General features: G+C 70.8%; 21 protein-coding genes and 1 pseudogene. 11 read left to right on the forward strand and 11 right to left on the reverse strand.

The window, feature by feature from the left end:
* Window positions 1–113 precede the first annotated feature (113 nt).
* A complete protein-coding gene (locus AB5J49_RS04155) occupies window positions 114–842 on the forward strand; it encodes a lysophospholipid acyltransferase family protein (RefSeq protein WP_369167106.1) in 729 nt (242 codons plus the stop codon).
* Window positions 843–1025: 183 nt separating this feature from the next.
* Here the strand turns inward: AB5J49_RS04155 and AB5J49_RS04160 are convergent, their stop codons facing one another.
* Window positions 1026–1598, reverse strand: a complete 573-nt coding sequence (locus AB5J49_RS04160; protein ID WP_369167107.1) for a transglutaminase domain-containing protein — start codon at window positions 1596–1598, stop codon at window positions 1026–1028.
* 199 nt (window positions 1599–1797) lie between these two features.
* Complete coding sequence (locus AB5J49_RS04165; RefSeq protein ID WP_369167108.1) at window positions 1798–3033, reverse strand: epoxide hydrolase family protein; 1236 nt, start codon at window positions 3031–3033, stop codon at window positions 1798–1800.
* 448 nt (window positions 3034–3481) lie between these two features.
* On the opposite strand from AB5J49_RS04165, the gene AB5J49_RS04170 reads away from it, so the two are divergent.
* Window positions 3482–4846, forward strand: a complete 1365-nt coding sequence (locus tag AB5J49_RS04170) for a hypothetical protein (protein ID WP_369167109.1) — start codon at window positions 3482–3484, stop codon at window positions 4844–4846.
* Between the two features lie 32 nt (window positions 4847–4878).
* Here AB5J49_RS04170 and AB5J49_RS04175 read toward each other — a convergent pair whose 3' ends face one another.
* The 3 genes from AB5J49_RS04175 to AB5J49_RS04185 are packed head-to-tail and all read right to left on the reverse strand — an operon-like array spanning window position 4879 to window position 8128.
* Window positions 4879–5949, reverse strand: coding sequence for a low specificity L-threonine aldolase (locus AB5J49_RS04175; protein WP_369175036.1), 1071 nt, complete (start codon window positions 5947–5949; stop codon window positions 4879–4881).
* Window positions 5946–6695 (reverse strand): SDR family NAD(P)-dependent oxidoreductase, encoded by a 750-nt coding sequence (locus AB5J49_RS04180; protein ID WP_369167110.1) that lies wholly within the window; start codon window positions 6693–6695, stop codon window positions 5946–5948. The genes AB5J49_RS04175 and AB5J49_RS04180 overlap by 4 nt, the downstream gene beginning before the upstream one ends.
* A gap of 35 nt (window positions 6696–6730) precedes the next feature.
* Window positions 6731–8128 carry a DUF6421 family protein gene (locus AB5J49_RS04185; RefSeq protein WP_369167111.1) on the reverse strand — a complete coding sequence of 466 codons (1398 nt, stop codon included), beginning with the start codon at window positions 8126–8128 and terminating at the stop codon, window positions 6731–6733.
* Between the two features lie 400 nt (window positions 8129–8528).
* On the opposite strand from AB5J49_RS04185, the gene AB5J49_RS04190 reads away from it, so the two are divergent.
* Window positions 8529–9212 (forward strand): glycerophosphodiester phosphodiesterase, encoded by a 684-nt coding sequence (locus AB5J49_RS04190; protein ID WP_369167112.1) that lies wholly within the window; start codon window positions 8529–8531, stop codon window positions 9210–9212.
* Between the two features lie 147 nt (window positions 9213–9359).
* Here the strand turns inward: AB5J49_RS04190 and AB5J49_RS04195 are convergent, their stop codons facing one another.
* Window positions 9360–9911 carry a GNAT family N-acetyltransferase gene (locus AB5J49_RS04195; RefSeq protein WP_369175037.1) on the reverse strand — a complete coding sequence of 184 codons (552 nt, stop codon included), beginning with the start codon at window positions 9909–9911 and terminating at the stop codon, window positions 9360–9362.
* 70 nt (window positions 9912–9981) lie between these two features.
* Between AB5J49_RS04195 and AB5J49_RS04200 the strand changes: the two genes are divergently transcribed.
* Window positions 9982–10374 carry a VOC family protein gene (locus AB5J49_RS04200; RefSeq protein WP_369167113.1) on the forward strand — a complete coding sequence of 131 codons (393 nt, stop codon included), beginning with the start codon at window positions 9982–9984 and terminating at the stop codon, window positions 10372–10374.
* Window position 10375: 1 nt separating this feature from the next.
* On the opposite strand, the gene AB5J49_RS04205 is transcribed toward AB5J49_RS04200, so the two are convergent.
* On the reverse strand, window positions 10376–11326 hold the full coding sequence (locus AB5J49_RS04205) for an N-acetyltransferase family protein (RefSeq protein ID WP_369167114.1): 951 nt from the start codon (window positions 11324–11326) through the stop codon (window positions 10376–10378).
* Between the two features lie 164 nt (window positions 11327–11490).
* Between AB5J49_RS04205 and AB5J49_RS04210 the strand changes: the two genes are divergently transcribed.
* Window positions 11491–12255 (forward strand): VOC family protein, encoded by a 765-nt coding sequence (locus AB5J49_RS04210; protein ID WP_369167115.1) that lies wholly within the window; start codon window positions 11491–11493, stop codon window positions 12253–12255.
* Window positions 12256–12270: 15 nt separating this feature from the next.
* Here the strand turns inward: AB5J49_RS04210 and AB5J49_RS04215 are convergent, their stop codons facing one another.
* Both AB5J49_RS04215 and AB5J49_RS04220 read right to left on the reverse strand, forming a co-directional pair.
* Complete coding sequence (locus AB5J49_RS04215; protein ID WP_369167116.1) at window positions 12271–12807, reverse strand: MarR family winged helix-turn-helix transcriptional regulator; 537 nt, start codon at window positions 12805–12807, stop codon at window positions 12271–12273.
* Complete coding sequence (locus tag AB5J49_RS04220; protein WP_369175038.1) at window positions 12804–14249, reverse strand: FUSC family protein; 1446 nt, start codon at window positions 14247–14249, stop codon at window positions 12804–12806. Before AB5J49_RS04220 ends, AB5J49_RS04215 begins: the two co-directional genes overlap by 4 nt.
* 181 nt (window positions 14250–14430) lie before the next feature.
* Between AB5J49_RS04220 and AB5J49_RS04225 the strand changes: the two genes are divergently transcribed.
* The 5 genes and pseudogenes from AB5J49_RS04225 (at window position 14431) to AB5J49_RS04245 (ending at window position 17773) form a co-directional block, all read left to right on the forward strand.
* Entirely contained in the window at window positions 14431–14970 is a 540-nt protein-coding gene (locus AB5J49_RS04225) for a DUF5134 domain-containing protein (RefSeq protein ID WP_369167117.1), read from the forward strand.
* Between the two features lie 3 nt (window positions 14971–14973).
* Window positions 14974–15277, forward strand: a pseudogene (locus AB5J49_RS04230) (M56 family peptidase); the annotation flags it as partial.
* 204 nt (window positions 15278–15481) lie between these two features.
* A complete protein-coding gene (locus AB5J49_RS04235) occupies window positions 15482–16153 on the forward strand; it encodes a phosphatase PAP2 family protein (protein WP_369167118.1) in 672 nt (223 codons plus the stop codon).
* A gap of 67 nt (window positions 16154–16220) precedes the next feature.
* Window positions 16221–16931, forward strand: a complete 711-nt coding sequence (locus AB5J49_RS04240; protein WP_369167119.1) for an HAD family hydrolase — start codon at window positions 16221–16223, stop codon at window positions 16929–16931.
* Between the two features lie 155 nt (window positions 16932–17086).
* Window positions 17087–17773, forward strand: a complete 687-nt coding sequence (locus AB5J49_RS04245) for a TetR/AcrR family transcriptional regulator (protein ID WP_369167120.1) — start codon at window positions 17087–17089, stop codon at window positions 17771–17773.
* Here the strand turns inward: AB5J49_RS04245 and AB5J49_RS04250 are convergent.
* On the reverse strand, window positions 17761–19263 hold the full coding sequence (locus AB5J49_RS04250; RefSeq protein ID WP_369167121.1) for an LVIVD repeat-containing protein: 1503 nt from the start codon (window positions 19261–19263) through the stop codon (window positions 17761–17763). The genes AB5J49_RS04245 and AB5J49_RS04250 overlap by 13 nt on opposite strands.
* Window positions 19264–19327: 64 nt before the next feature.
* Here AB5J49_RS04250 and AB5J49_RS04255 point away from each other — a divergent pair, with 64 nt between their 5' ends.
* Window positions 19328–20020: a DUF305 domain-containing protein gene (locus tag AB5J49_RS04255; RefSeq protein WP_369167122.1), complete on the forward strand. Its 693-nt coding sequence runs from the start codon at window positions 19328–19330 to the stop codon at window positions 20018–20020.
* Between the two features lie 37 nt (window positions 20021–20057).
* On the opposite strand, the gene AB5J49_RS04260 is transcribed toward AB5J49_RS04255, so the two are convergent.
* The gene (locus tag AB5J49_RS04260) at window positions 20058–20516 is read right to left on the reverse strand and encodes a DUF6214 family protein (RefSeq protein WP_369175039.1); all 459 of its coding nucleotides are present in this window, start codon (window positions 20514–20516) and stop codon (window positions 20058–20060) included.
* Window positions 20517–20660: the final 144 nt, after the last annotated feature.

A 20660-nucleotide genomic window follows, 5' to 3' on the forward strand; every position in this document is an offset into this window, starting at 1 on the left:
TGGCCCTCGGGCGTTCTTGGGGCACGATCTGCGACAAGCCGTAAACCTACGGCTGCGTAACTTTCCACTGGGAGCTTCCTTCCCAGGCACAGAAGGAAGGGTCCACCCCGTCCATGGCAGAGCTTGTCTACCGTCCCGTCGTCGGTTTCGCCCAGACGTTGTTCAAGGCGTGGGACCTCAAGATCGACTGCAAAGGGTCGGAGAACATTCCGCGCTCGGGCGGAGCTGTGCTGGTGAGCAACCACATCAGCTACCTGGACTTCGTCTTCAACGGACTGGCGGCGCTCCCGCAGAAACGTCTCGTTCGCTTCATGGCGAAAGAGTCCGTCTTCCGGCACCGGATTTCCGGGCCGCTGATGCGCGGTATGAAGCACATCCCCGTGGACCGCAAGCAGGGTGAGGCGGCGTACGCGCACGCCCTGGACTCGCTGAGGTCCGGCGAGATCGTCGGGGTCTTCCCGGAGGCCACGATCTCACAGTCGTTCACCCTGAAGAGCTTCAAGTCGGGCGCCGCGCGAATGGCCCAGGAAGCCGGCGTGCCGCTGATCCCGATGGCCGTGTGGGGCACCCAGCGACTGTGGACCAAGGGCCACCCGCGCAACTTCAAGCGCAGCCACACCCCGATCACGATCCGGGTCGGCGAGGCGATCGAGGCGTCCAAGGACAAGTACGCGGGTGCGATCACCCGGCAGCTGCGCGAGCGCGTCCAGGAACTCCTCGAGGCCGCCCAGCGCGCCTACCCGGTGCGCCCGAAGGACGCCGACGACACCTGGTGGATGCCGGCCCACCTCGGCGGTACGGCACCGACGCCGGAGCAGGTGCGCGAGGCCGACGCCCGCTAGGCGCTCCGCTGGGTAGTGCGGCTGGGTAGTGCCGCGATGTGTCGTCGGTCGGCTGCGGCGGCGTCGTGGCTTGTCATGCCCGCGCGGCGGAGGCGCATATCGATACGACCCCGCGCCCCTTCGGGGCGCGCTGTTGGACCGCCGGCCGAGGACGGACCGCGATCTGTGCCCCCGGGCTGAACTTCAGAGTGCGGTGGGGAGTGTCCGCCACAGATGTGGCCGGTCGAGGGCGGCCTTGAGGGTGTCGAGCACGACCGGGTGGGGTGCGGCGTACAGGACCGGACAATCCATCTCGTCTGACGCAGGATCGGGCTCGAATGCCAGCTGCTCGCCGTCCAGTGAGAACTGGGCGTCCACACCCGGTTTGTTGCCCCGCGGATCCTGCCGATGCCAGGCGCCGTTGAACCGTACGGCGACCAGCCCGTGTACCACCTCGAACTTCTGGTAGCACAGCGCGGTCGGGATGTCCTCGGCCCGCAGCAGCGCGGCCAACGCATGGGCCTTGGCGTAGCAGATGCCGGTGCCCTGTTCCAGGACGTCGGAGGCGCGCCAGGTGACGCGGAGATCGCCGGAGTCCTGTGAGTGGGCAACGGTGTCCCGCACGAACTCGAACGCCGCCCGCGCATATTCATACGAGTCCGCCACGCCGTCGGCGAGCCTCGCAGCCGTCTCACGGACGAGCGGGTGGTGATGGTCGATCGCCTCGTCAGCGGCCAAGTACGCGGACAGGTCGGCGGTTTGCTGGATCATCTGCATGGCAGTTGAGCGTAGATGTCAGCGCAGGCCTGGGTCAATTTATTTTCCGCTCTCCGCATAGGTATGCAGTGGGGACTTCGTGGCGAACCAGTAGCGGGGCGACCCGGCTCGACTTCGGCACTGCCGGCCTGGCTCAAGCACCTCCATGCCGACAGGCAACGCTCGCCCGGCCCGTCGCCAGACGCGCCCGCAGGGTCGTTCAGGGCCTGCGGCCGTGGAAGGTGCGGCGCAGGTCGCCCACCCAGGCGTCGGGGTTCTCCCAGGGGATGAAGTGGCCGCCGTGGTCGTGGGCGTTGACGTTGACGTGGTTGAACCAGTCGGCCTGCGGGCCGGTCTTGAATGCCCGGACGCGCTCGTCGGCGGTGTGGATGCCGGGCGGGTTCTCGTACGTGACGAAGGTGAGGCCGACCGGGGCCTGCACGACCGGGGTGCGGTCGTGGGCGGGGGCCCAGGGGTAGCGGTTGGCATTGGCGTAGTAACGCATCGACGTGGCGATGGAGTTGTTCACCCAGTAGATCGTGGCGTGGGTGAGCAGGTCGTCCTTGGTGAAGACGGACTCGACGTCCCCGCCGTTGTCGCTCCAGGCGGTCCAGCGCTTCAGCAGCCAGGCGAGCAGTCCGGCGGGTGAGTCGCTCAGCCCGTGGGCCAGGGTGGCGCCGTCGAGCATGTGCACGGCGAGGTGGGACGCCCAGCGGTGGTCCTGCTCGATGATGCGGGCGCGGACGTCGGCGGGCTGGTCGTCGGTGAGGGGCCGGTTCCGGGCGAAGTCCCAGGCGCGGGGGCCGCTGAAGAAGTCGAGCGGCAGCCCGGAGCCGATGTGGATGCCGTACAGCTCGTCGGCGTACTTGTGGCCGAGCTGGCTGGAGACGATTCCGCCGATGTCACAGCCCCCGGCGGCGTATTTCTCGTATCCCAGGGTCTCGGTCATCAGGGTGTGCCAGAGGTCTGAGACCTTCCAGAAGTTGACGTCCGAAAAGCCGGTGAGGGGGCCGGGGAAACCGAAGCCGGGCAGGGACGGCACGATGACGTCGAACGCGTCGGCGGGGTCACCGCCGAACGCCGCCGGGTCGGCGAGCGGGTCGATCACCTTCGACCAGTGCCAGAACGTCCACGGCCAGCCGTGGGTGAGGATCAACGGGATCGGGCGAGGGCCGCGGCCGGGCTTGCGCATGAAGTGGACCGGGACACCGCAGACGCTCACCTGGTAGTGCTCGTAGACGTTGATGGCGGCCTCGGCCTTGCGCCAGTCGTAGCCGTCGGGCCAGTAGGCGACCAGCTCACGCAGATAGCTGTCCGGGACGCCGTAGGACCAGTCCCCGTTCCCCTCGTCCAGCGGCGGACGGGTCAATGTGAGACGGGTGCGCAGGTCATCGAGGACCTCGTCGGACACATGGACAGGGGTGGGCGTCAGGGGGAAGGCGTGCGGGGTGGTCATGGCGTGGTTCCTTACCAGGTAGGGGAAGCGGTGCCGTCGGCCTGTTGGATGGTTGGGCGGCGAGCCGGGCCATTTCAAGGAGTGCGGGCGAGCCGGCCGGCCAGGCAACCGATGCCCTGCTCGGTTCCTTCCCCCTGCACTATGAAACGCACTCGTGAAACGAGTCCGGCGTGATCACCGACGCGCACAAGCTCGTCGAAGCCAACCCGTCTCGTCCCCGTGCTCCGCTCCGAGCTCCACGTGGCCACGCCGGCCGTACGGCACCCCCGTTCTGCCTGGTAAGCCCATCGGCGGCACCAAGGTCTCCGACGAGGACATGCCGGCCACCGCACGCCGACTGCACGGGGCCGAGAACGGCTGAACATCGCCGCAACCAGACATCCGGCTACAACCCGTCCCCCGGGCCGCGGGTCTGGCCTCCGACAGAGCGTCGACAAGGGGGAAAGTCATGAAGCATCGTCGCCTGCTCGGAGCAGCGGTCGCCGGCTGTGCCCTGGCCGCGGTCGGGGCCGGGCCCGTGCATGCCTCGTCCGACCAGCTGTGGATCAACGTACCGTCCGAGACGGTGCTGCCCGCGCCGGACGCGGACGGCGGGGCGCGGGAGCGCCCCCTTGATGTGCGGGTCACCCACGACAACACCGACAACGGTGTGCCGGCCGGCCGACTGACCGTGGACGCGAGCGAGATCGCGTCCTTCGCGCGGGTGTCGTGGCCCGCGAACTGCGTGCCCGAGTCGGCGGTCAAGGCGGTCTGCGACTTCCCGGCGATTTCGGCCGGGACGGACGGCGTGGCGGCGGCCCGGCTCGGAATCGGCGCGCTGCCGGACGCCGACCTCAGCGCGTCCGGGTACGTGCGCTACTCGGCCGCCGCCGGGGAGCTGACGGCGTATCCGGCGGAGACCCGGATCACCCTGGGCGACGGCCCGGACCTCGGGCTCAGCCAGGCCGAGTACCAGCGGGGCCTCACGCCCGGCACGAACACCCAGGTGCGGGCGACGGTCGCCAACAACGGCAATCGTGCCGTGGACCGTACGCTGCTGTGGCTCAACGCGTCGTACGGGCTGCGGTTCGAGGACCGGCACTCCAACTGCGAGTACCGGGAGCACGCCACCGGTACGTCCGCGCTGTGCGTGCTGGACGAGGCGGTGGCTCCGGGTGAGCAGTACGAGCTGGTGACCGGGCTCCATGTGGGGCGCAAGGCGCTGTACGAGCGGTTCGACCACTCCGTACTGCCGTACTCCGACGAGGCGTTGGCAGAAGCGCGCGGCGACGGGACGTGGACCCCGGGAACGGGCTCCGAGCTGAACCTGCGGCCCGTGGCGGCGCAGCGGGCCGCCGCCGGGGAGGACGACCTCGACCTTTCGGACAACTACCGGGCCGTCATCCTCGATGCCAGGAACACCGCCGACCTGAAGCTCACCGGCAGCAAGGTGCGCGGGGCCGTCGGCGACACCGTGACCGCACGCGTCACGGTGTACAACCGCGGCCCGGCGTGGGTGGCGTCGCTGGGCGCGGGCGCCCCGGTCGCCGTGGTGCGGTTCCAGGCGCCGGAGGGCACCAAGGTCCTCGACATGGACAACTGCTGGTCGTCGGAGCCGGATGACCCGGGCCCCGCGACCTACTACTTCTGCGCGACGCCCATCTGGCTGCACGACCGGGCGTCCCACACCTTCGAGATCCCGCTGCAGATCGAGCGGGTGGTACGCGGTGCGCGGGCGACCGTCAGCACCGTCAACGACATGCCCGAGCTGGAGATCAGGAAGTTCGACCCGAACCTGCGCAACAACAGCGCCGCGATCGTCGTCAACGGCTGAGCGGTCTTGCGGGAACTGAGGGAGGGGACGGCCTAGCGGGCCATCTCCTCCTTCAGCGCCGCCACGAACGCGTCCACGTCCTCCTCGGTCGTGTCGAAGGCGCACATCCAGCGCACGACGCCCGCTGCCTCGTCCCAGAAGTAGAAGCGGAACCTCTTCTGCAGGCGCTCGCTCACGTCGTGCGGGAGCTTGGCGAACACGCCGTTGGCCTGCACGGGGTAGAGGATCTCGACGCCGTGCACGGCGCGGACGCCCTCGGCCAGCCGCTGGGCCATCTCGTTGGCGTGGCGGGCGTTGCGCAGCCACAGGTCCTTGGCGAGCAGGGCCTCCAACTGCACCGACACGAAGCGCATCTTGGAGGCGAGCTGCATGGACAGCTTGCGCAGGTGCTTCATGTGGCTGACGGCGTCCTGGTTGAGGACGACGACCGCCTCGCCGAACAGCGCGCCGTTCTTGGTGCCGCCGAGGGAGAGGATGTCGACGCCGACCGCGTTGGTGAACGTCCGCATGGGGACGTTCAGGGAGGCGGCCGCGTTGGCTATCCGGGCGCCGTCCAGGTGCACCTTCATGCCGTGCGCGTGGGCGTGGTCGCAGATCGCGCGGATCTCGTCCGGCGTGTAGAGGGTGCCGAGCTCGGTGCTCTGGGTGATCGAGACGACCTGCGGCATCGCCCGGTGCTCGTCCTCCCAGCCGTACGCCTGCTTGTCGATCAGCTCGGGAGTCAGCTTGCCGTCGGGCGTGGGCACGGTGAGCAGCTTCAGCCCGCCGACGCGCTCCGGCGCCCCGCACTCGTCGACCTGGATGTGCGCGCTCTCGGCGCAGATCACCGCGCCCCAGCGGTCGGTGACCGCCTGGAGCGCGACGACGTTCGCGCCGGTGCCGTTGAACACCGGGAACGCCTCGGCGGTGGCGCCGAAGTGGCTGCGGACGATCCGCTGGAGGTTCTCGGTGTAGTCGTCCTCGCCGTACGCGACCTGGTGCCCGCCGTTGGCCAGGGCCAGGGCGGCGAGCACCTCGGGGTGGGCCCCCGCGTAGTTGTCACTGGCGAAACCGCGGACGTCCGGGTCGTGATGACGACGGGCGTCGGTCTTCGGAGGGTTCACGGCTTCTCGGTCAGCCACAGACGGGTTCCATTCACTTCGGCGGCGGGCTTGTCCCAGACGCCGACGACGGCATCGGCCAGGTCCTTGACGTCCGTGAAGCCCGCGAACTTCGCGTTGGGTCGCTCGGCGCGCATCGCGTCGTGCACCAGCGCCTTCACCACCAGGATGGCAGCCGCGGACGTCGGCCCGTCGGGGCCCCCGGCCTTGTGGAAGGCGTCGGCCAGCGCGAGCGTCCAGGCCTCGGCGGCGGCCTTGGCGGCGGCGTACGAGGCGTTGCCCGCGGTCGGCTTCGAGGCGCCGGCGGCGCTGATCAGCACATACCGTCCGCGGTCGCTGCGCTGCAGGCCCTCGAAGAAGGCCAGCGAGGTGTGCTGCACGGTGCGGATCAGCAGCAGTTCGAGGAAGTCCCAGTCGTCGAGGCTCGTCTTGACGAAGGTCTCGCTGCCGCGCCAGCCGCCGACGAGGTGGACCAGGCCGTCGACGCGGCCGAAGTCCTTCTCGATCCGGGTGGCCCAGTCACGGGTCGCCTCGCGGTCCAGCAGGTCGACCGTGTCGCCGACGACGGTGGCACCGCCGTGCGCGTAGCTCGCCGCGTCCACGGCCTCGGCGAGCCGCTCCGGGTCGTTGTCCGAGCCGATGACGGTCGCGCCCGCCTCGGCCAGCCGTAGCAGCGCCGCCTGGCCTGCGGGCCCGCCCGCACCGGCCACCGCGATCACCGCACCGCTGAGTGCTCCGTTCCCCGCCATTTTCTTCGCCTCCTGAGCAGTAATGGTGCGGTCGCTCACGCGGCGACCCGCTCGGCGCTGTCCGCCGTGATGCCCTTGGTGGAGGCGATCACGTTCTTCAGCTTCTTGGACAGGGCCTCATAGAACATGCTCAGCGGAAACTCGTCCGGAAGCACGTCATCGACGAGCTTGCGCGGCGGCTGGGTCAGGTCGAGGGCGTCCGGGCCCTTGGCCCAGCGGGATCCCGGGTGCGGGGCGAGATAGGTGGAGACGAGCTCGTAGCCGGCGAACCAGTGGACGAGCTTCGGGCGGTCGATGCCGTCGCGGTACAGCGTCTCGATGTCGGCGCACAGCTGGTTGGTGACCTGCGGGGCGCGCTGCCAGTCGATGAACAGCTTGTTGTCGGTCCAGCGGACGACGTCGTGCTTGTGCAGGTAGGCGAAGAGGAGCTGGCCGCCGAGGCCGTCGTAGTTGCGCACGCGCTCGCCGGTGACCGGGAAGCGGAACATTCGGTCGAACAGCACCGCGTACTGCACGTCACGGGCCTGCGGGACGCCGTCGTCCTGCAGCTTCACGGCCTCCTTGAAGGCGGTGAGGTCGCAGCGCAGCTCTTCGAGGCCGTACATCCAGAACGGCTGGCGCTGCTTGATCATGAACGGGTCGAACGGCAGGTCGCCGTGGCTGTGGGTGCGGTCGTGGACCATGTCCCACAGCACGAATGCCTCTTCGCAGCGCTTCTGGTCGTGGACCATCGCGGCGATGTCCTCGGGCAGCTCCAGGCCCAGGATGTCGACGGCGGCGTCGGTGACGCGGCGGAAGCGGGCGGCCTCGCGGTCGCAGAAGATGCCGCCCCAGGTGAACCGCTCGGGCGCTTCACGCACGGCGATGGTCTCCGGGAAGAGGACCGCGGAGTTGGTGTCGTAGCCGGCCGTGAAGTCCTCGAACTTGATGCCGCAGAACAGCGGGTTGTCGTAGCGGGTGCGCTCCAGCTCGGCCAGCCAGTCCGGCCAGACCATGCGCAGCACGACCGCCTCGAGGTTGCGGTCGGGGTTGCCGTTCTGCGTGTACATCGGGAAGACGACCAGGTGCTGCAGGCCGTCCGCGCGGTTCGCGGCGGGCTGGAAGGCCAGCAGCGAGTCGAGGAAGTCCGGCACCTCGAAGCCGCCTTCGGCCCAGCGGCTCAGGTCCTTCATCAGGGCCTGGTGGTACGCGGCGTCGTGCGGCAGCAGCGCGGAGAGCTCCTCGACGGCCTCCACGACACGCCGTACGGCGGCCTCGGCGTCCGCGCGCCCGGGCGCACCCTCGGCCTCGAAGTCGATCGACCCGTCCTTGGACTGCCATGGCCGGATCCGCTCCACGGCATCCTTGAGCACCGGCCACGCCGGGTGCTCCACCACCCTGGTCGCGGGAGGAACCTGCTCCCCCGAAGCCGCCTGCACAAGAATTTCCGTCATGCCCCATCCTCCACGGGAGAACCTCACGTAAGGAGACCGTATACATACGAGGTTTCTCCCAGCAAGAGGAGCCTCCGGAAATTATCCTGTGCACCCTCATGGTCACCGCACTTTTTCCTGTCGGCCACCGAGACGGCGCATACTCGGGCCCCGCGTGGGCATACGGGGGTCCGGTCGGCACAGGACCGCGCCGGGCCGGTCAATCCCTGCGGGACTCGCCCACGCCAGGGTGACCGCCCGAGGGCGCGTGCCCCAGGCACGCCATGTCCATCGCCGCAAACCCTGTGTACACGTGGGGTTCATCACGCGCCGGGGCCACTAGGCTGCGGCCCTGCCGTGCGAACACTCCGCTCCGGTTCGCGCGCACGCCGAGCCGCCGTCGACGGAAGCGAGTTGAATCTTGAACTTCCTTACCATCGGTCACCGCGGAGTCATGGGTGTCGAACCCGAGAACACCCTCCGTTCCTTCGTCGCCGCCCAGCAGGCCGGCCTCGACGTCATCGAACTCGATCTCCACCTGAGCAAGGACGGCGCCCTCGTCGTCATGCACGACACCGACGTGGACCGCACGACCGACGGCACCGGCGCGATCGCCGACAAGACCCTCGCCGAGCTGCGTGCCCTGGACGCGGGCCGCGGCGAGCGCGTCCCGGTCTTCGAAGAGGTCCTGGACGCCGTGAAGTCGCCGCTCCAGGCCGAGATCAAGGACGTCGCGGCGGCACGGGCGCTCGCCGAGGTGATGACCGGACGTGACCTCATCTCCCGGGTCGAGGTGTCCTCGTTCCACGACGACGCGGTCGCCGAGATCGCCCGCCTGGTGCCGGGGGTACGGACCGCGCTGATCGCCAGCCGCTACGGCACCGACATCGTGGACCGCGCCGTCGCGGTCGGCGCCGCGACCGTCTGCCTCAACGTCCGCCGGCTCACCCTGGAGGTCGTGGAGCACGCCCGCAAGGCGGACCTCAGGATCATCGGCTGGGTGGTCAACACCCAGGACCACCTGCGTCTCGTACGGGCGCTGCAACTGGACGGCGCGACCACCGACTACCCGGAGATCAAGCGCACCGGCCGCTTCACGGCGTGAGCGCTCCGCTGGGTCGTGCCGTGGGTGGTGCCACGTGGGCCGTCGATCGTCTGCTGCGCCGTCGTGGCTGGTCGCGCCCGCGCGGCGGTGGCCACATATCCAACACAGCCCCGCGCCCCTTCAGGGGCGCTGTCCACCCGCAAAGGACTACGCGAGCTCTTTGACCAGCAGCTCGAACTGCAGGTCGGCGCGCTGCGGAATGCCGAAGCGCTCGTCGCCGTACGGGAACGGGGTCATCCGTCCCGTGCGGCGGTAGCCGCGCCGCTCGTACCAGGCGATCAGGTCATTCCGTACGGAGATCACGGTCATGTGCATCTCGGTCGCGCCCCAGGTCTCGCGGGCCTGCCGCTCCGCCTCCGTGATGATCACCTTGCCGAGGCCGGCGCCCTGGAGTGCGGGGCTGACCGCGAACATCCCGAAGTAGGCGTGGTCGCCGCGGTGTTCGAGCTGGCAGCAGGCGACGACCTGGCCGTCCCGCTCGATCGTCAGCACCCGGCTGGCGGCGGCCTTGATGACCGCCAGCACGCCCTCCGGGTCGGTCCGCTGCCCTTGGAGGATGTCCGCCTCGGTCGTCCAGCCGGCCCGGCTGGCGTCCCCGCGGTAGGCGGACTCGATCAGCGCGACCAGCGCGTCCACGTCTGCGTCGGTGGCGTCGCGGAAGGTGAGTCCGGTGGCTTCGGGCGTCGCGGCGGTTTCCATGGTGCGCATCTCCACTCTCGGGCGCGGCTCGGGCACCGCTGAGCGTAACGCGCGACTAGGCTCCGGCTGCATGGTGCACGTACTGAGCGGACGGACCCTCCTCCACCCCACCGACCCCGAGCGTTCCCGTGCCTTCTACGGCGAGCAGTTGGGGCTCGCCGTCTACCGCGAGTTCGGCACGGGGCGGCAGCGCGGCACCGTCTACTTCCTCGGCGGTGGCTTCCTGGAGGTCTCCGGCCGTTCCGAGGCCCCGCCGTCCCCGGCCGTCCAGCTGTGGCTGCAGGTCGAGGACGTGGTGGCGGCGCACGACGAGCTGCGGGGCAAGGGGGTCGAGATCGTGCGGCCGCCGGTGAAGGAGCCGTGGGGGCTGGTCGAGATGTGGATCGAGGATCCGGACGGGACGCGGATCGTGCTGGTGGAGGTGCCGGCGGATCATCCGCTGCGGTACCGGCCGGGGATCTGACTCACTCCGGGTGGTGTTGCGAGCGGCGGTCGGTGCGGGACGGTTCCCGGAAGCCGGCCGAGGTCAGGTGGTCGATCATCGTGCGGTCGGTCGCCGCTTCGTAGGCGAGGAGGCGGTCGACGCCGCACAGGCGCAGCCAGTCGGCGGCCTGCCCCAGAAGCCAGTGCTCCAGGCCCGCCCCGTACGCCGACGGGTCGATGTGCAGGTTGCCGATGTCGGCGAGGCCGGTGCCCCGGGGGTGGCGTTCGGGCCGGGACAGGGATGTGTCGACCTCGACGAAGCCGAGGGCGCGGCAGTCGTCGTACGCCGTGAGGCGGGTGCCGCACTCCCCCAGCGTGCGGTCGACGGTGACGCCCTGCCGCGGATCGCGGTGCGGCAGGTCGGCCACGTGCGCGATCAGGATCACCTCGGTGTCCCCGACATGCCGGAAGCCGGCCCGCTCGTAGACGGCGCGGATGTGCGGCCAGCTGCGGGGCACGCCGTAGACGGCCGGGGCGGGGAGCTCGCCGCTCGCGTACCGGGCGCGTACGTTCCAGCGGGCCAGCCGGGCCAGGCAGGCGCTCATCAGCAGGTCCGCGGCCTCGTCGGAGTCCGGCCGGAAGGAGGCCGGCGGATGGTGGACGAACCAGTCGATCTCGCCGATGTCCCGGTAGTCCGGGCCGACCTCGTCGTCCGCCCGGTAGCGCAGCAGATGAGCGGCGGCCACGACGTGGTCGCGCTGCTCGGCGACGAGGGTCACGCGCTCGCTCACCCAGGGGTCGGTGATGAACTCGTCCGGCTGCCGCTCCAGTGCGCTGAGCACCGTGTTCACGGAGACGGAGGCGCCGGGTACGACGGCGGCGATGGGGGTCCCCCCGCTCGAGCGAAGTCGAGAGTGGGGAAGTGTGTTGATCAGGTCGGTGAGCTGGTCGCGGTCGGCGCGGCGGAAGGGGCGCACCTCGAGTGCGGGCATGCGGGACCTCCGGTCGGAGAACGGTGTCGGGAGGCCGCCATGCGGTGCGGTACGGGAGAGAGGGTACGGCGGTGGCGGCGCCCGCCTCCAGGGGTTTCGCCGGATGGCCGGGGCCCGGGGCGGGGCTTAGCGTGCTGGAGGGGCCTGTCTGCGGAAGGAACGCCATGAAGCTCGACAAGCCGGTGTCCGGCGGGCCCTGCTGGACCGAGCTCGGGACCGACGACCTGGCCGCGGCGAAGCGGTTCTACGAGGGGTTGTTCGGCTGGCGCGCCGAGACCGATCCCCGCCAGGAAGCGGGCGGCTACACGATCGCCCACCTCGGGGACGCGGCGGTGGCCGCGCTGACGCCGCTGTACCAGGAGGGTCAGCCGGTGGCGTGGAACGTGTCGTTCGCGGTGCCGGACGCGGACACCGCCGCCGCGCGGGTGACGGAGGCCGGCGGCTCGGTGCTGGTCGGTCCGATGGACGTGTTCGACGTGGGCCGCTTCGCGGTCGCCATGGACCCGACGGGTGCGGCCTTCCAGCTGTGGCAGGCGCGGTCCTTCACGGGCGCGGGGCTGCTCAGCGCGCCCGGCTCGCTGGGCTGGGTGGAGCTGCTGACCCGGGTACCCGAACGGGCCGTGGAGTTCTACACCACGGTGTTCGGCTGGAGCGTCAACGCCTCCGAGCACTACACGCAGTGGGGCATCGACGGCGCCGACTTCGGCGGCATGGTGACGATGGACGACAAGTTCCCGCACGAGGTTCCGGCGCACTGGCTGCCCTACTTCGCCGTGGACGACGTGGACATGACGTCCGCGGACGCCACGGAGGCGGGCGGCACCGTCCTCATGGAGGCCACCTCCGTCCCCGAGGGACCGCGCATCGCCGTGCTGCGGGACCCGCAGGGGGCGATGTTCGGCGTGTACCGGGCGGCCGACGAGAAGTGACGGGCCCTGGTCCGGTCAGCCGCGCGGCGTCCCCAGCCGGCCTTCCAGCTGGCCGAGCAACTCGCCGAGCAGAACCGCCAGTTCGCCCTGCCCTTGCGGGTCGACGCCGGACAGTACGGTCGTCTCGTACGCGAGTTGCTCGGGCAGGACGCCGTCGACGAGGTCCCGGCCCGCGTCCGTGAGACGGACGTGGGCGACGCGGCGGTCACGGGTGTCGCCGCGGCGCTCCACCAGGCCGCGTTCGGTCAGCTGCTTGAGGCGTTTGGTGACGGCGGCGCCCGAGGAGAAGGTCTCGCGGGTGAGTTCACTGGGGGTCAGCTCATGGCCGGTGCGGCGCAGCGCGCCGAGCAGGTCGAACTCGGGGCGGCTGAGGCCCACCCGGCGCAGCGGAGCGTCCTCGGCCTGCTGCAGGAGGGCGGCGCAGCGGTTGATGCGGCCGATGATCTCCATGGGTGCGGTGTCGAGGTCGGGATGGACGGCCTGCCACTGCCGGACCACGGCGGCCACCGTGTCCCGTCTCGTCCCGGTCGGCCCGCCGTTGGTCCCCGTCATGGCCGTACGCCCTCCGTCGTGTCGCCTGTGCGCTGGTCCGGGCACGGCCCCTGACTCCGCCCCGTCGCCGCGAGCGTACGGGGTCCGGTCCGCTCGGCGCGCACGACCCGCTGCCGGCGCCGGTCGGGCACGGCCACGGCGGCTGCCAGTCCGACCAGCGCGCCGACCAGGGTGTCCACCACCCGCTCGGTGATCAGCCGCCCCGGCTCCTGGAACCCGGTGAACTCGGTGATGAGCAGCGCCAACGGGGTCACGCAGACGCTGCCCAGCCAGTAGTTGCGTCCGATCAGCGCCTCGGCGCCGAAGTTGAGCGCCAGGCAGCACAGGACGAGGGCGACCTCGCCGGTGTGGGCGACGGGGACGAGCGCGGCGAAGAGGAGGACGCCGAGCAGGTTGCCGACGACGCGCTGGACACCACGGCCCCAGGTGAGGGTGAGGTTCGCCTGGTAGAGGGAGGCCGCGGTGACCAGGGCCCAGTAAGGGCGGCCGATCCCCAGGGCGAGGGAGAGGTAACCGGCGAGGGCACAGCCGAGGGCGGTGCGCACGGCGAGCGGGGCCAGGGGGCCGAGGCGGCGCCACAACGGGCGGGACGGTGAGGAGAGTTCGGTGCCGAGGCCCGCGAGGTCGTCGACCTCCGGCACAGGTCGGCTGCCGCGCACCTGCCGGGCCCAGGTGCGCAGCAGCCCGGGGTCGGCGTCGGCCGGTGCGGCGAGGGCGACCTCGGCGCGGACGACGAGGCGTTCGAGGGCGCGGCGGGTCTCGCAGGGGCGGCCCGCGGAGTACAGCGACTGCCGGGCGGCCTGTACGGCGGCGGCAGCGGTGGTGTGGGCCCGCGCACGGTCCTCGCCCGTGCCGCCCGTCTCGACGTACGCGGCGGCCGCGTCCAGGGCGGCCGCGGTGGCCCGGCGCTCCGGGCCGTGCGGTCGCAGCAGGCCGGGTGCCATGCCGACGAGCCAGGCCCAGGCGCCGGCAGCGGCGGCCAGCGCGAGGTGGCCGGGGATCTGGGCGAGGGACTGCGGGGCGAACAGAGCGGCGGAGCTGATGAAGGTGAGGACCACGTTGCCCGGCGGGCCGATGCGGGTCGCGTCGCAGAGGACCTTCTGCACGGCGGCCAGTACCGAGCCGACGGTGACCAGTACGACGGCACTCGCGGTGAGGGAGGCGGCGACCAGTGCGGTGGCGAGACCGGTGAGCATGCCGAGCACCACCCACGCCAGGGCGCGGGCCCGGGCGGCGTAGGGGCGGTTGTGGGCGTAGAGCGCGCACAGGGACCCGGCCATCGTGTACATCGCCAGGTCCAGCCGGTCGAGCACCAGGAGGGCGAGGTTGGGCGGGGCCACGGCGACGACCACGCTCAGGGCGGGCTTGAACCAGATCTCCGGGGGCCGGCCGAGGCGCAGCACTCCGGCGAGCGGAAGGCGAGTGCTCGTACCCGTCAGCAGTTTCACACCCATCACCTTAGCAAGTGTTTTACCTGTGAAATACATGGGGGACCTGCCGCTACCTGCCGCTACCTGCCGTGCTCCGCCGAATGCTCCCCGTGTACACCCTTGCGCTCGCGTGCGCACCGGACGTCCCGGGCATCGACGCACTGTCCGAGAGCGTCGAGCGGGGAGGGTGCGCGTGCACGGACCGGCTTCGCACGGCTGGCTGCTGGTCGCGCTGTGTGCGGCGACCGGGGCCTACTGTCTGCTGCGGATGCGCAGCCACGTCGAGGAGCAGCGCCGGGCCGCGGGTGGCGAGGCGCTGATGGGCTTCGGCATGGCGGCGATGGCGGTGCCCGCCGCGTGGTTCACGCCGCCGTCGTGGGCCTGGCCCGCCTACGCGGCCGTGTTCGGCGCGGCCGCGCTGCACGCCCTGTGGTCGGCGCGGGCGGGTGCACACCATCTGCACCACCTGGTGGGCGCCTCGGCCATGGTCTACATGGCGGTCGCGATGGCCGCCTCACCCGGCCACGAGAGCGGGCACGGCGGTTCCGGGGTCCCTCTCGTGACGGGCGCTCTGCTCCTGTACTTCATGGGGTACGTACTGCTGTCCGGCGTCCGGCTGGTGCCCGTCGCCGCGGGTGGCGGGGGCCTCGGGTGGGGCGACCGGCCGGAGCTGGCGCGGGCCTGCCGGCTGTCGATGGGGATCGCGATGGTGGCGATGCTCCTGACCCTCTGAACCCGGGCGCCTGGTGACTGGCTGCCGCACTACCCGGCCACGGCGGCGGGCGGGTTTCCGCAGGTGCCGCTGTGTTCGCCGCGTTCCGCGACCAGATGCACCGCCTGGTCGAACTCGACGAGGACCGGGGCGTGTTCGGCTCCTGGCCGACCTCGCAGGGGCAGGGCCCCGGCGAGTGAACCGGCTGCCGACTCCCCCGGACCGGCTCACGGCGCACCGACGGCGGCGGCTGACGACGGCGGCGGCCGCGCTGGTGCCGGTCATGCCGGTGCTGGTGGGCTTCGCACCGGGGCCGTGGGGACTGGGACAGGGGACCGCGGGCGCCGGGACAGCCGGGCGGCGGGCGCCGGGACAACGTGGCAGCGGGGCGCCGGGACGGCCGGGCTGCTGCCCGGGGGCCGGCTCCCTACCCTGATGCCCGCCCCGGGAACAGCCGGGTTCTCCTGTGGCGGGCGTCGCAAACCCACCCCCGCATTGGCCTCTGGCCCCATCGGTCGGCGAGGATCACAGTATGCACACGCAGTCCGTCGAGTCCCCGCCCCACCCGCCGGCCGAGCGCAGCACCGCCCGCTGGGCCGGTGTCCTGGCCCTGTGCTCCGCGCTGCTGCTCGCCCTGGTCGCGGTCCGGTGGTACCCGCTGATGAACCTGGACGGCGACATCGCCGAGACCACACACCGCTGGGCGGTCGACGAGGCCGGCGTCACGCAGGCGTTCCGCATCCTGACGGACTGGGTCTGGGATCCGTGGACCATGCGCATCCTGGCCGCGGCGGTCGCGATCTGGCTGGTGTGGCGCAGAGCTGCCCGCTGGACGGCCGTATGGCTGGTGGCCACATGTGCGCTCGCCACAGCGATCCAGCAGACCCTGAAGGCCGTGGTCGACCGCCCACGCCCCGTCTGGCCCGACCCCGTCGACTCCGCCCACTACGCCGCCTTCCCCTCCGGCCACGCCATGACGGCCACGGTCGTGTGCGGGCTGCTGCTGTGGCTCCTGCACCACTACGGCGTCGCACGCGCCCTGTGGCGTACGGCCGCCGCCGTGGCTGTGATCTCCGTGGCTGGTGTCGGTCTGACCCGTGTGTGGCTCGGCGTCCACTGGCCCACGGACGTCGTCGGCGGCTGGCTGCTGGGCGCGCTGGTCGTGGTGCTGGCGGTGCGGGTGCACGCCCGTCAGCGGAGCTGAACCGTCCGCGTGCGCTGTTGCGGCGATCTTCCCGCGCGGTGGAACGCGGCCCCGTAGGATCCGCGCCATGACCGCAGTTCTGTTCGATTTCTCCGGAACCCTTTTCCGTGTCGAGTCCACCGAGTCCTGGCTGCGCGGAGCGCTCGCCGAGGCCCAGGTGGAACTCGCCGAGGCCGAGTTGGTCAAGGCGGCGCAGGCGCTGGAGGTGATGGGGGCGTTGCCGGGCGGGATCGATCCCTCCTGGCTGCCCGAGGACGTCGCGAGCGTCTGGGGGGTGCGGGACAAGAGCGCGGAGCTGCACCGGGCCGCCTACACCGGACTCTCCCGGCATGTGCAGCTCCCCGACGACCGGTTGCACGACGTGCTCTACGACCGCCACATGGCACCGGCCGCGTGGGACCCGTACCCGGATGCGGCCGAGGTGCTGGGGACGCTGCGCGAGCGGGGCATCGGCATCGGAGTGGTCAGCAACATCGGCTGGGATCTGCGGCCGGTCTTCCGGGAGCACGGACTCGATCCGTACGTGGACGCGTACGTGCTGTCGTACGAACACGGCATCCAGAAGCCCGACCCGCGCCTCTTCGCGACCGCCTGCGCGAAGCTCGACGCCGATCCGCGTGACGTCGTGATGGTCGGCGACAACCGGCGGGCGGACGGTGGTGCTGCGGCCCTGGGCTGCGCGGTGCACTTCGTGGACCACCTACCGGCGGCTCAGCGGCCGGACGGATTGCGGCCGGTGCTGGATCTCGTGAGCGCTGCTGCCCGGACGGACAAGTAGCCTCCGGCCACCATCCGGGCTCAGGGGTCGAGCCCGCCCTGGACGATCCCCCGCGTCGCCCAGGGCAGACGGCAACCCCGACCAGGCCGCACATAGGCCGGGCCGGACCTGCTGAGTATAGTTGGCTGATAGCCAGTCAACGCAGGAGTTCCAGCATGTCCCCGCGCAGCGCCTCGGTCAATGAAGAGTTGCGGCGGCGTTCCCGGGAGCGGCTTTTGCAGGCCGCGGTGGAGCTGGTCGGCGAGCGCGGCTACGAGGCCACCACGCTGGGCGACATCGCGGACAGGGCGGGCTCGGCGCGCGGCCTGGTGTCGTACTACTTCCCCGGCAAGCGTCAGCTGGTGCAGTCCGCCGTGCACCGGCTGATGCACCGCACGCTGGAGGAGGCTCTGGAGCGCGAGCCGCGCACCGAGGACGGCCGGGAGCGGATGGCCCGGGTCATCGACGCGATCCTGGGCCTGGCCCGGGACCGGCCCGTGCTGATGCGCCAGCACATGGCGGGGATCCTGCAGTCCGAGGGCTTCGTGCAGTGCCCGGAGCAGCGGCGCCTGGCCGAGCTGCTGCGGGACACCTGCGTACGGTACGGCTCGCGGGACGTCGACGCCGACTACCCGATGCTGCGCGCGCTGCTCATGGGAGCGGTCTACGCGGCACTGGTGCCCGGGGTGCCGATGCCCGTGCCGGTGCTGCGGGCCGAGTTGTTCAAGCGCTACCGGCTGGAGTGGGAGAGTGGAGCCCCGCCGGACTCGGAGGCCGGGCCCGGCGGGACGTGCGACACGGATCTGTCGCGGTACTTCGCCACCGGGGCCACCCCCGGGGACCAGGACCGTCAGTCGAAGTAGTCCGGCTGGGTCTGGACGTTGAGCTCACGCGTCTTGACCCAGCGGGCCGGGTCCGTGCGCCGGTCGTCGATCTTCAGGACGTCGAAGCCCCTGGCGATCTCGTTCGAGTAGATGTAGCCGTTGTAGTAGTACGCCGACCACGAGCCGCCCGACCTGATGGTGTCGGTGCTGACCGGGCCCCGGTCGAAGTAGGCGATCTCCTTCGGGTTGGCCGAATCGGTGAAGTCCCACACGGAGATGCCGCCCTGGTACCAGGCCTGGACCATGATGTCCTTGCCCTTGACCGGGATGAGCGAGCCGTTGTGGGCGACACAGTTCTCGGTGTCCGCCTGGTGGCGGGGGATCTTGAAGTAGTTGCGGAAGACGAGCTTGCGCTTGTCTCCCTTGCCGACGACGTCGTAGATGCCGTCGGCACCGCGGTCCGGGCCGATCTGCGCGTTGCAGGTGGCCGCGCTGCCGCCGCCCAACTCGTCGGTGAAGACGACCTTGTTCGCCTTCTGGTTGAAAGTTGCCGAGTGCCAGAACGCGAAGTTGACGTTGTCCTGGACCCGGTCGATGACCGTCGGGTGCTCCGGGTCGGCGATGGAGAACAGGATGCCGTCGCCCATGCAGGCGCCCGCGGCCAGGTCCTTCGACGGCAGCACGGTGATGTCGTGGCAGCCGGTGGTCTTCGAGACGCCGGGGTTGGTGGGCGCACCCGGGTTGCCGCCGCCGTCGGGACCCTCACCGGGGAAGAGCACCGGGAAACCCACGACCGCCGCCTTCTCGGGGGCCTTGCGCGGCACCTTGATCACCGAGATGCCGTCGTGCGGCGGCTGACAGTCCGGGTAGGTGGCGTTCGGCGAGTACGAGGAGACGTAGATGTAGACATTCTTGCGCTCGGGCACCAGCGTGTGGGTGTGCGAGCCGCAGGCGGTCTCCACGGCGGCGACGTACTTCGGGTTGGACTTGTCACTGATGTCGAAGACCTTCATGCCCTCCCAGGAGGACTTCTCGGTCACGGGCTGTGTGGTGCTGTTGCAACTGCTGTCGCTGCGCGAGGAGTCGGTGGACAGGAACAGCAGGTTGCCGGAGACGGAGACGTCGTTCTGCGCGCCGGGGCACAGGACCTGCGCGACCGTCTTCGGCGCCGTCGGGTCGCTGATGTCGAAGACACGGAAGCCGTCGTAGTTGCCGGCGAAGGCGTACCTGCCCTGGAAGGCGAGGTCCGAATTGGTGCCGGGCAGCGCGTCCTTGGGGACGTTGGCCAGGTGCTTGATGTTGTCGGAGTGGACGATCTCGTCCTGACCGGGTATCTCGCCGTCCGCGAGAGCCTCCCGCACTTCGGCCCGGGTTCCCTCGGAGACCTCCTGCTCGGCGACAGGGCCGTCCCCCGGGTCGGGGGTCGCGGCGGCCGGCTGCGCGGTGAGCAGCGCGGCGAGAAGTCCGGCGGCGGCAGCGGCAACTGCCAGGCGTCTGCGCCGTGTTCGAGGATTGCTGAACAGGATCACTGTTTTCCTCCCTTGTGCCGTTCGCACTGGAACGGTTCGCGCACGCCCGAGTATGGTCGTCCGCATGCACATTTCAAGGGTGGGTCATGAACATGTAACGAAGGCGACCCTCCGCCGGGCTCGCTTCGCTACGGCCTCACTGGCCGCCCTGGCCGTGCTCGCGCTCGGCGGCTGCGACTCCGACTCCGATCCCAAGTCGGCCGCACAGAGCGGGCCTTCGGTGATCGCGCCGGGCAAGCCCGGCGAGTCGAACCGGATGCTGTCCGCCGAGGAGGCCGCGCGGCAGCGGGCCGAGGACGACTCCCCCAACTCGGCGGACGTCGCCTACGCACGGATGATGATCGAGCACCACGCCCAGGCCCTGAAGATGACCGAACTCGCCCCGGACCGGGCCGAGTCGGCGAAGGTCAAGGCCCTCGCCGGGCGGATCTCCGCCGCACAGGGGCCGGAGATCAACGCCATGAAGGGCTGGCTGAAGAAGCACGGCAAGGCCGAGAAGGCCGACAAGAGCGACGGCCACCAGCACGCCTCGATGCCCGGCATGGCGACCGAGGCACAGCTGGCGAAGCTGCGCGCCGCGCGGGGAGCAGCGTTCGACGAGCTCTTCCTCACCCTGATGATCACCCATCACGAGGGCGCGATCACCATGGCCACGGACGTGAAGGGGCAGGGCAACAACATCGCGATCGAGGAGATGGCCGACGAGGTGGTCGCTCAGCAGACGAGCGAGATCGCGCGGATGCGGGACATGCTCTGACGCACCCGGTCGGCTCGGTCCGCCGCCGAGGCCGTGCTCAGCGGGGAGCTCGGCGCCGTGTCAGGAAGCCCGCGTCGCGCGCCTGGCCGATCAGCCGGAGCGACTTGCGGCGACCGTGTCCCGTCGCGCTCATCACCGCGAGGACGGGGTCGGCCCCCTCCTCCTGCGCCGCACGGTATTTCTGCGCGACGAGCCACTGCCCCTCGACACCTCCCGGCCAGGCCGTCCGATCCGGGCTGGGCCCGAGGTCCTCGCGATCGGGTTCGGTCCCGATCCCGCACGCGTCGAAGAGCGGAGCCTCGATCCAGTCGGCGAGCGCCGTCAGGTCGTCGAGGGACAGCGCGGGCTCGGCCCGTACGTCCTCGATGGAGACGCAGCCCTCCGCCACCACGGCGAGCGCGTCGACGTGGGCGCCGTCGCCGAACTCCAGCCGGACCTCGAACCACGCCGTGGCACCGGCACCGTCCCGCACTTCCCACGCGGGCCACACGGACACGGCACCGTCCGTCACAGGGCGATCGGAAAGATTAAGAAAGGATGCTTCCAGCACACACGCAACGTAACCTCATGATCACATTCCATACGAACGAACACGCTTCCCGTACGGCGCACAGCACCCTGTCAGCGGAGCGGCCGCGGT

This window comes from Streptomyces sp. R28 (genome assembly GCF_041052385.1).
In the GTDB taxonomy this organism is placed as follows: Bacteria; Actinomycetota; Actinomycetes; order Streptomycetales; family Streptomycetaceae; genus Streptomyces.

What these genes read in the sequence shown, in the direction of transcription:
- AB5J49_RS04155 (WP_369167106.1), top strand. Translation starts at nt 114, where the DNA reads ATGGCAGAGCTTGTCTACCGTCCCGTCGTCGGTTTCGCCCAGACGTTG.
- AB5J49_RS04160 (WP_369167107.1), bottom strand. Translation starts at nt 1,598, where the DNA reads ATGCAGATGATCCAGCAAACCGCCGACCTGTCCGCGTACTTGGCCGCT.
- AB5J49_RS04165 (WP_369167108.1), bottom strand. Translation starts at nt 3,033, where the DNA reads ATGACCACCCCGCACGCCTTCCCCCTGACGCCCACCCCTGTCCATGTG.
- AB5J49_RS04170 (WP_369167109.1), top strand. Translation starts at nt 3,482, where the DNA reads ATGAAGCATCGTCGCCTGCTCGGAGCAGCGGTCGCCGGCTGTGCCCTG.
- AB5J49_RS04180 (WP_369167110.1), bottom strand. Translation starts at nt 6,695, where the DNA reads ATGGCGGGGAACGGAGCACTCAGCGGTGCGGTGATCGCGGTGGCCGGT.
- AB5J49_RS04185 (WP_369167111.1), bottom strand. Translation starts at nt 8,128, where the DNA reads ATGACGGAAATTCTTGTGCAGGCGGCTTCGGGGGAGCAGGTTCCTCCC.
- AB5J49_RS04195 (WP_369175037.1), bottom strand. Translation starts at nt 9,911, where the DNA reads ATGGAAACCGCCGCGACGCCCGAAGCCACCGGACTCACCTTCCGCGAC.
- AB5J49_RS04200 (WP_369167113.1), top strand. Translation starts at nt 9,982, where the DNA reads ATGGTGCACGTACTGAGCGGACGGACCCTCCTCCACCCCACCGACCCC.
- AB5J49_RS04205 (WP_369167114.1), bottom strand. Translation starts at nt 11,326, where the DNA reads ATGCCCGCACTCGAGGTGCGCCCCTTCCGCCGCGCCGACCGCGACCAG.
- AB5J49_RS04210 (WP_369167115.1), top strand. Translation starts at nt 11,491, where the DNA reads ATGAAGCTCGACAAGCCGGTGTCCGGCGGGCCCTGCTGGACCGAGCTC.
- AB5J49_RS04215 (WP_369167116.1), bottom strand. Translation starts at nt 12,807, where the DNA reads ATGACGGGGACCAACGGCGGGCCGACCGGGACGAGACGGGACACGGTG.
- AB5J49_RS04235 (WP_369167118.1), top strand. Translation starts at nt 15,482, where the DNA reads ATGCACACGCAGTCCGTCGAGTCCCCGCCCCACCCGCCGGCCGAGCGC.
- AB5J49_RS04240 (WP_369167119.1), top strand. Translation starts at nt 16,221, where the DNA reads ATGACCGCAGTTCTGTTCGATTTCTCCGGAACCCTTTTCCGTGTCGAG.
- AB5J49_RS04245 (WP_369167120.1), top strand. Translation starts at nt 17,087, where the DNA reads ATGTCCCCGCGCAGCGCCTCGGTCAATGAAGAGTTGCGGCGGCGTTCC.
- AB5J49_RS04255 (WP_369167122.1), top strand. Translation starts at nt 19,328, where the DNA reads ATGCACATTTCAAGGGTGGGTCATGAACATGTAACGAAGGCGACCCTC.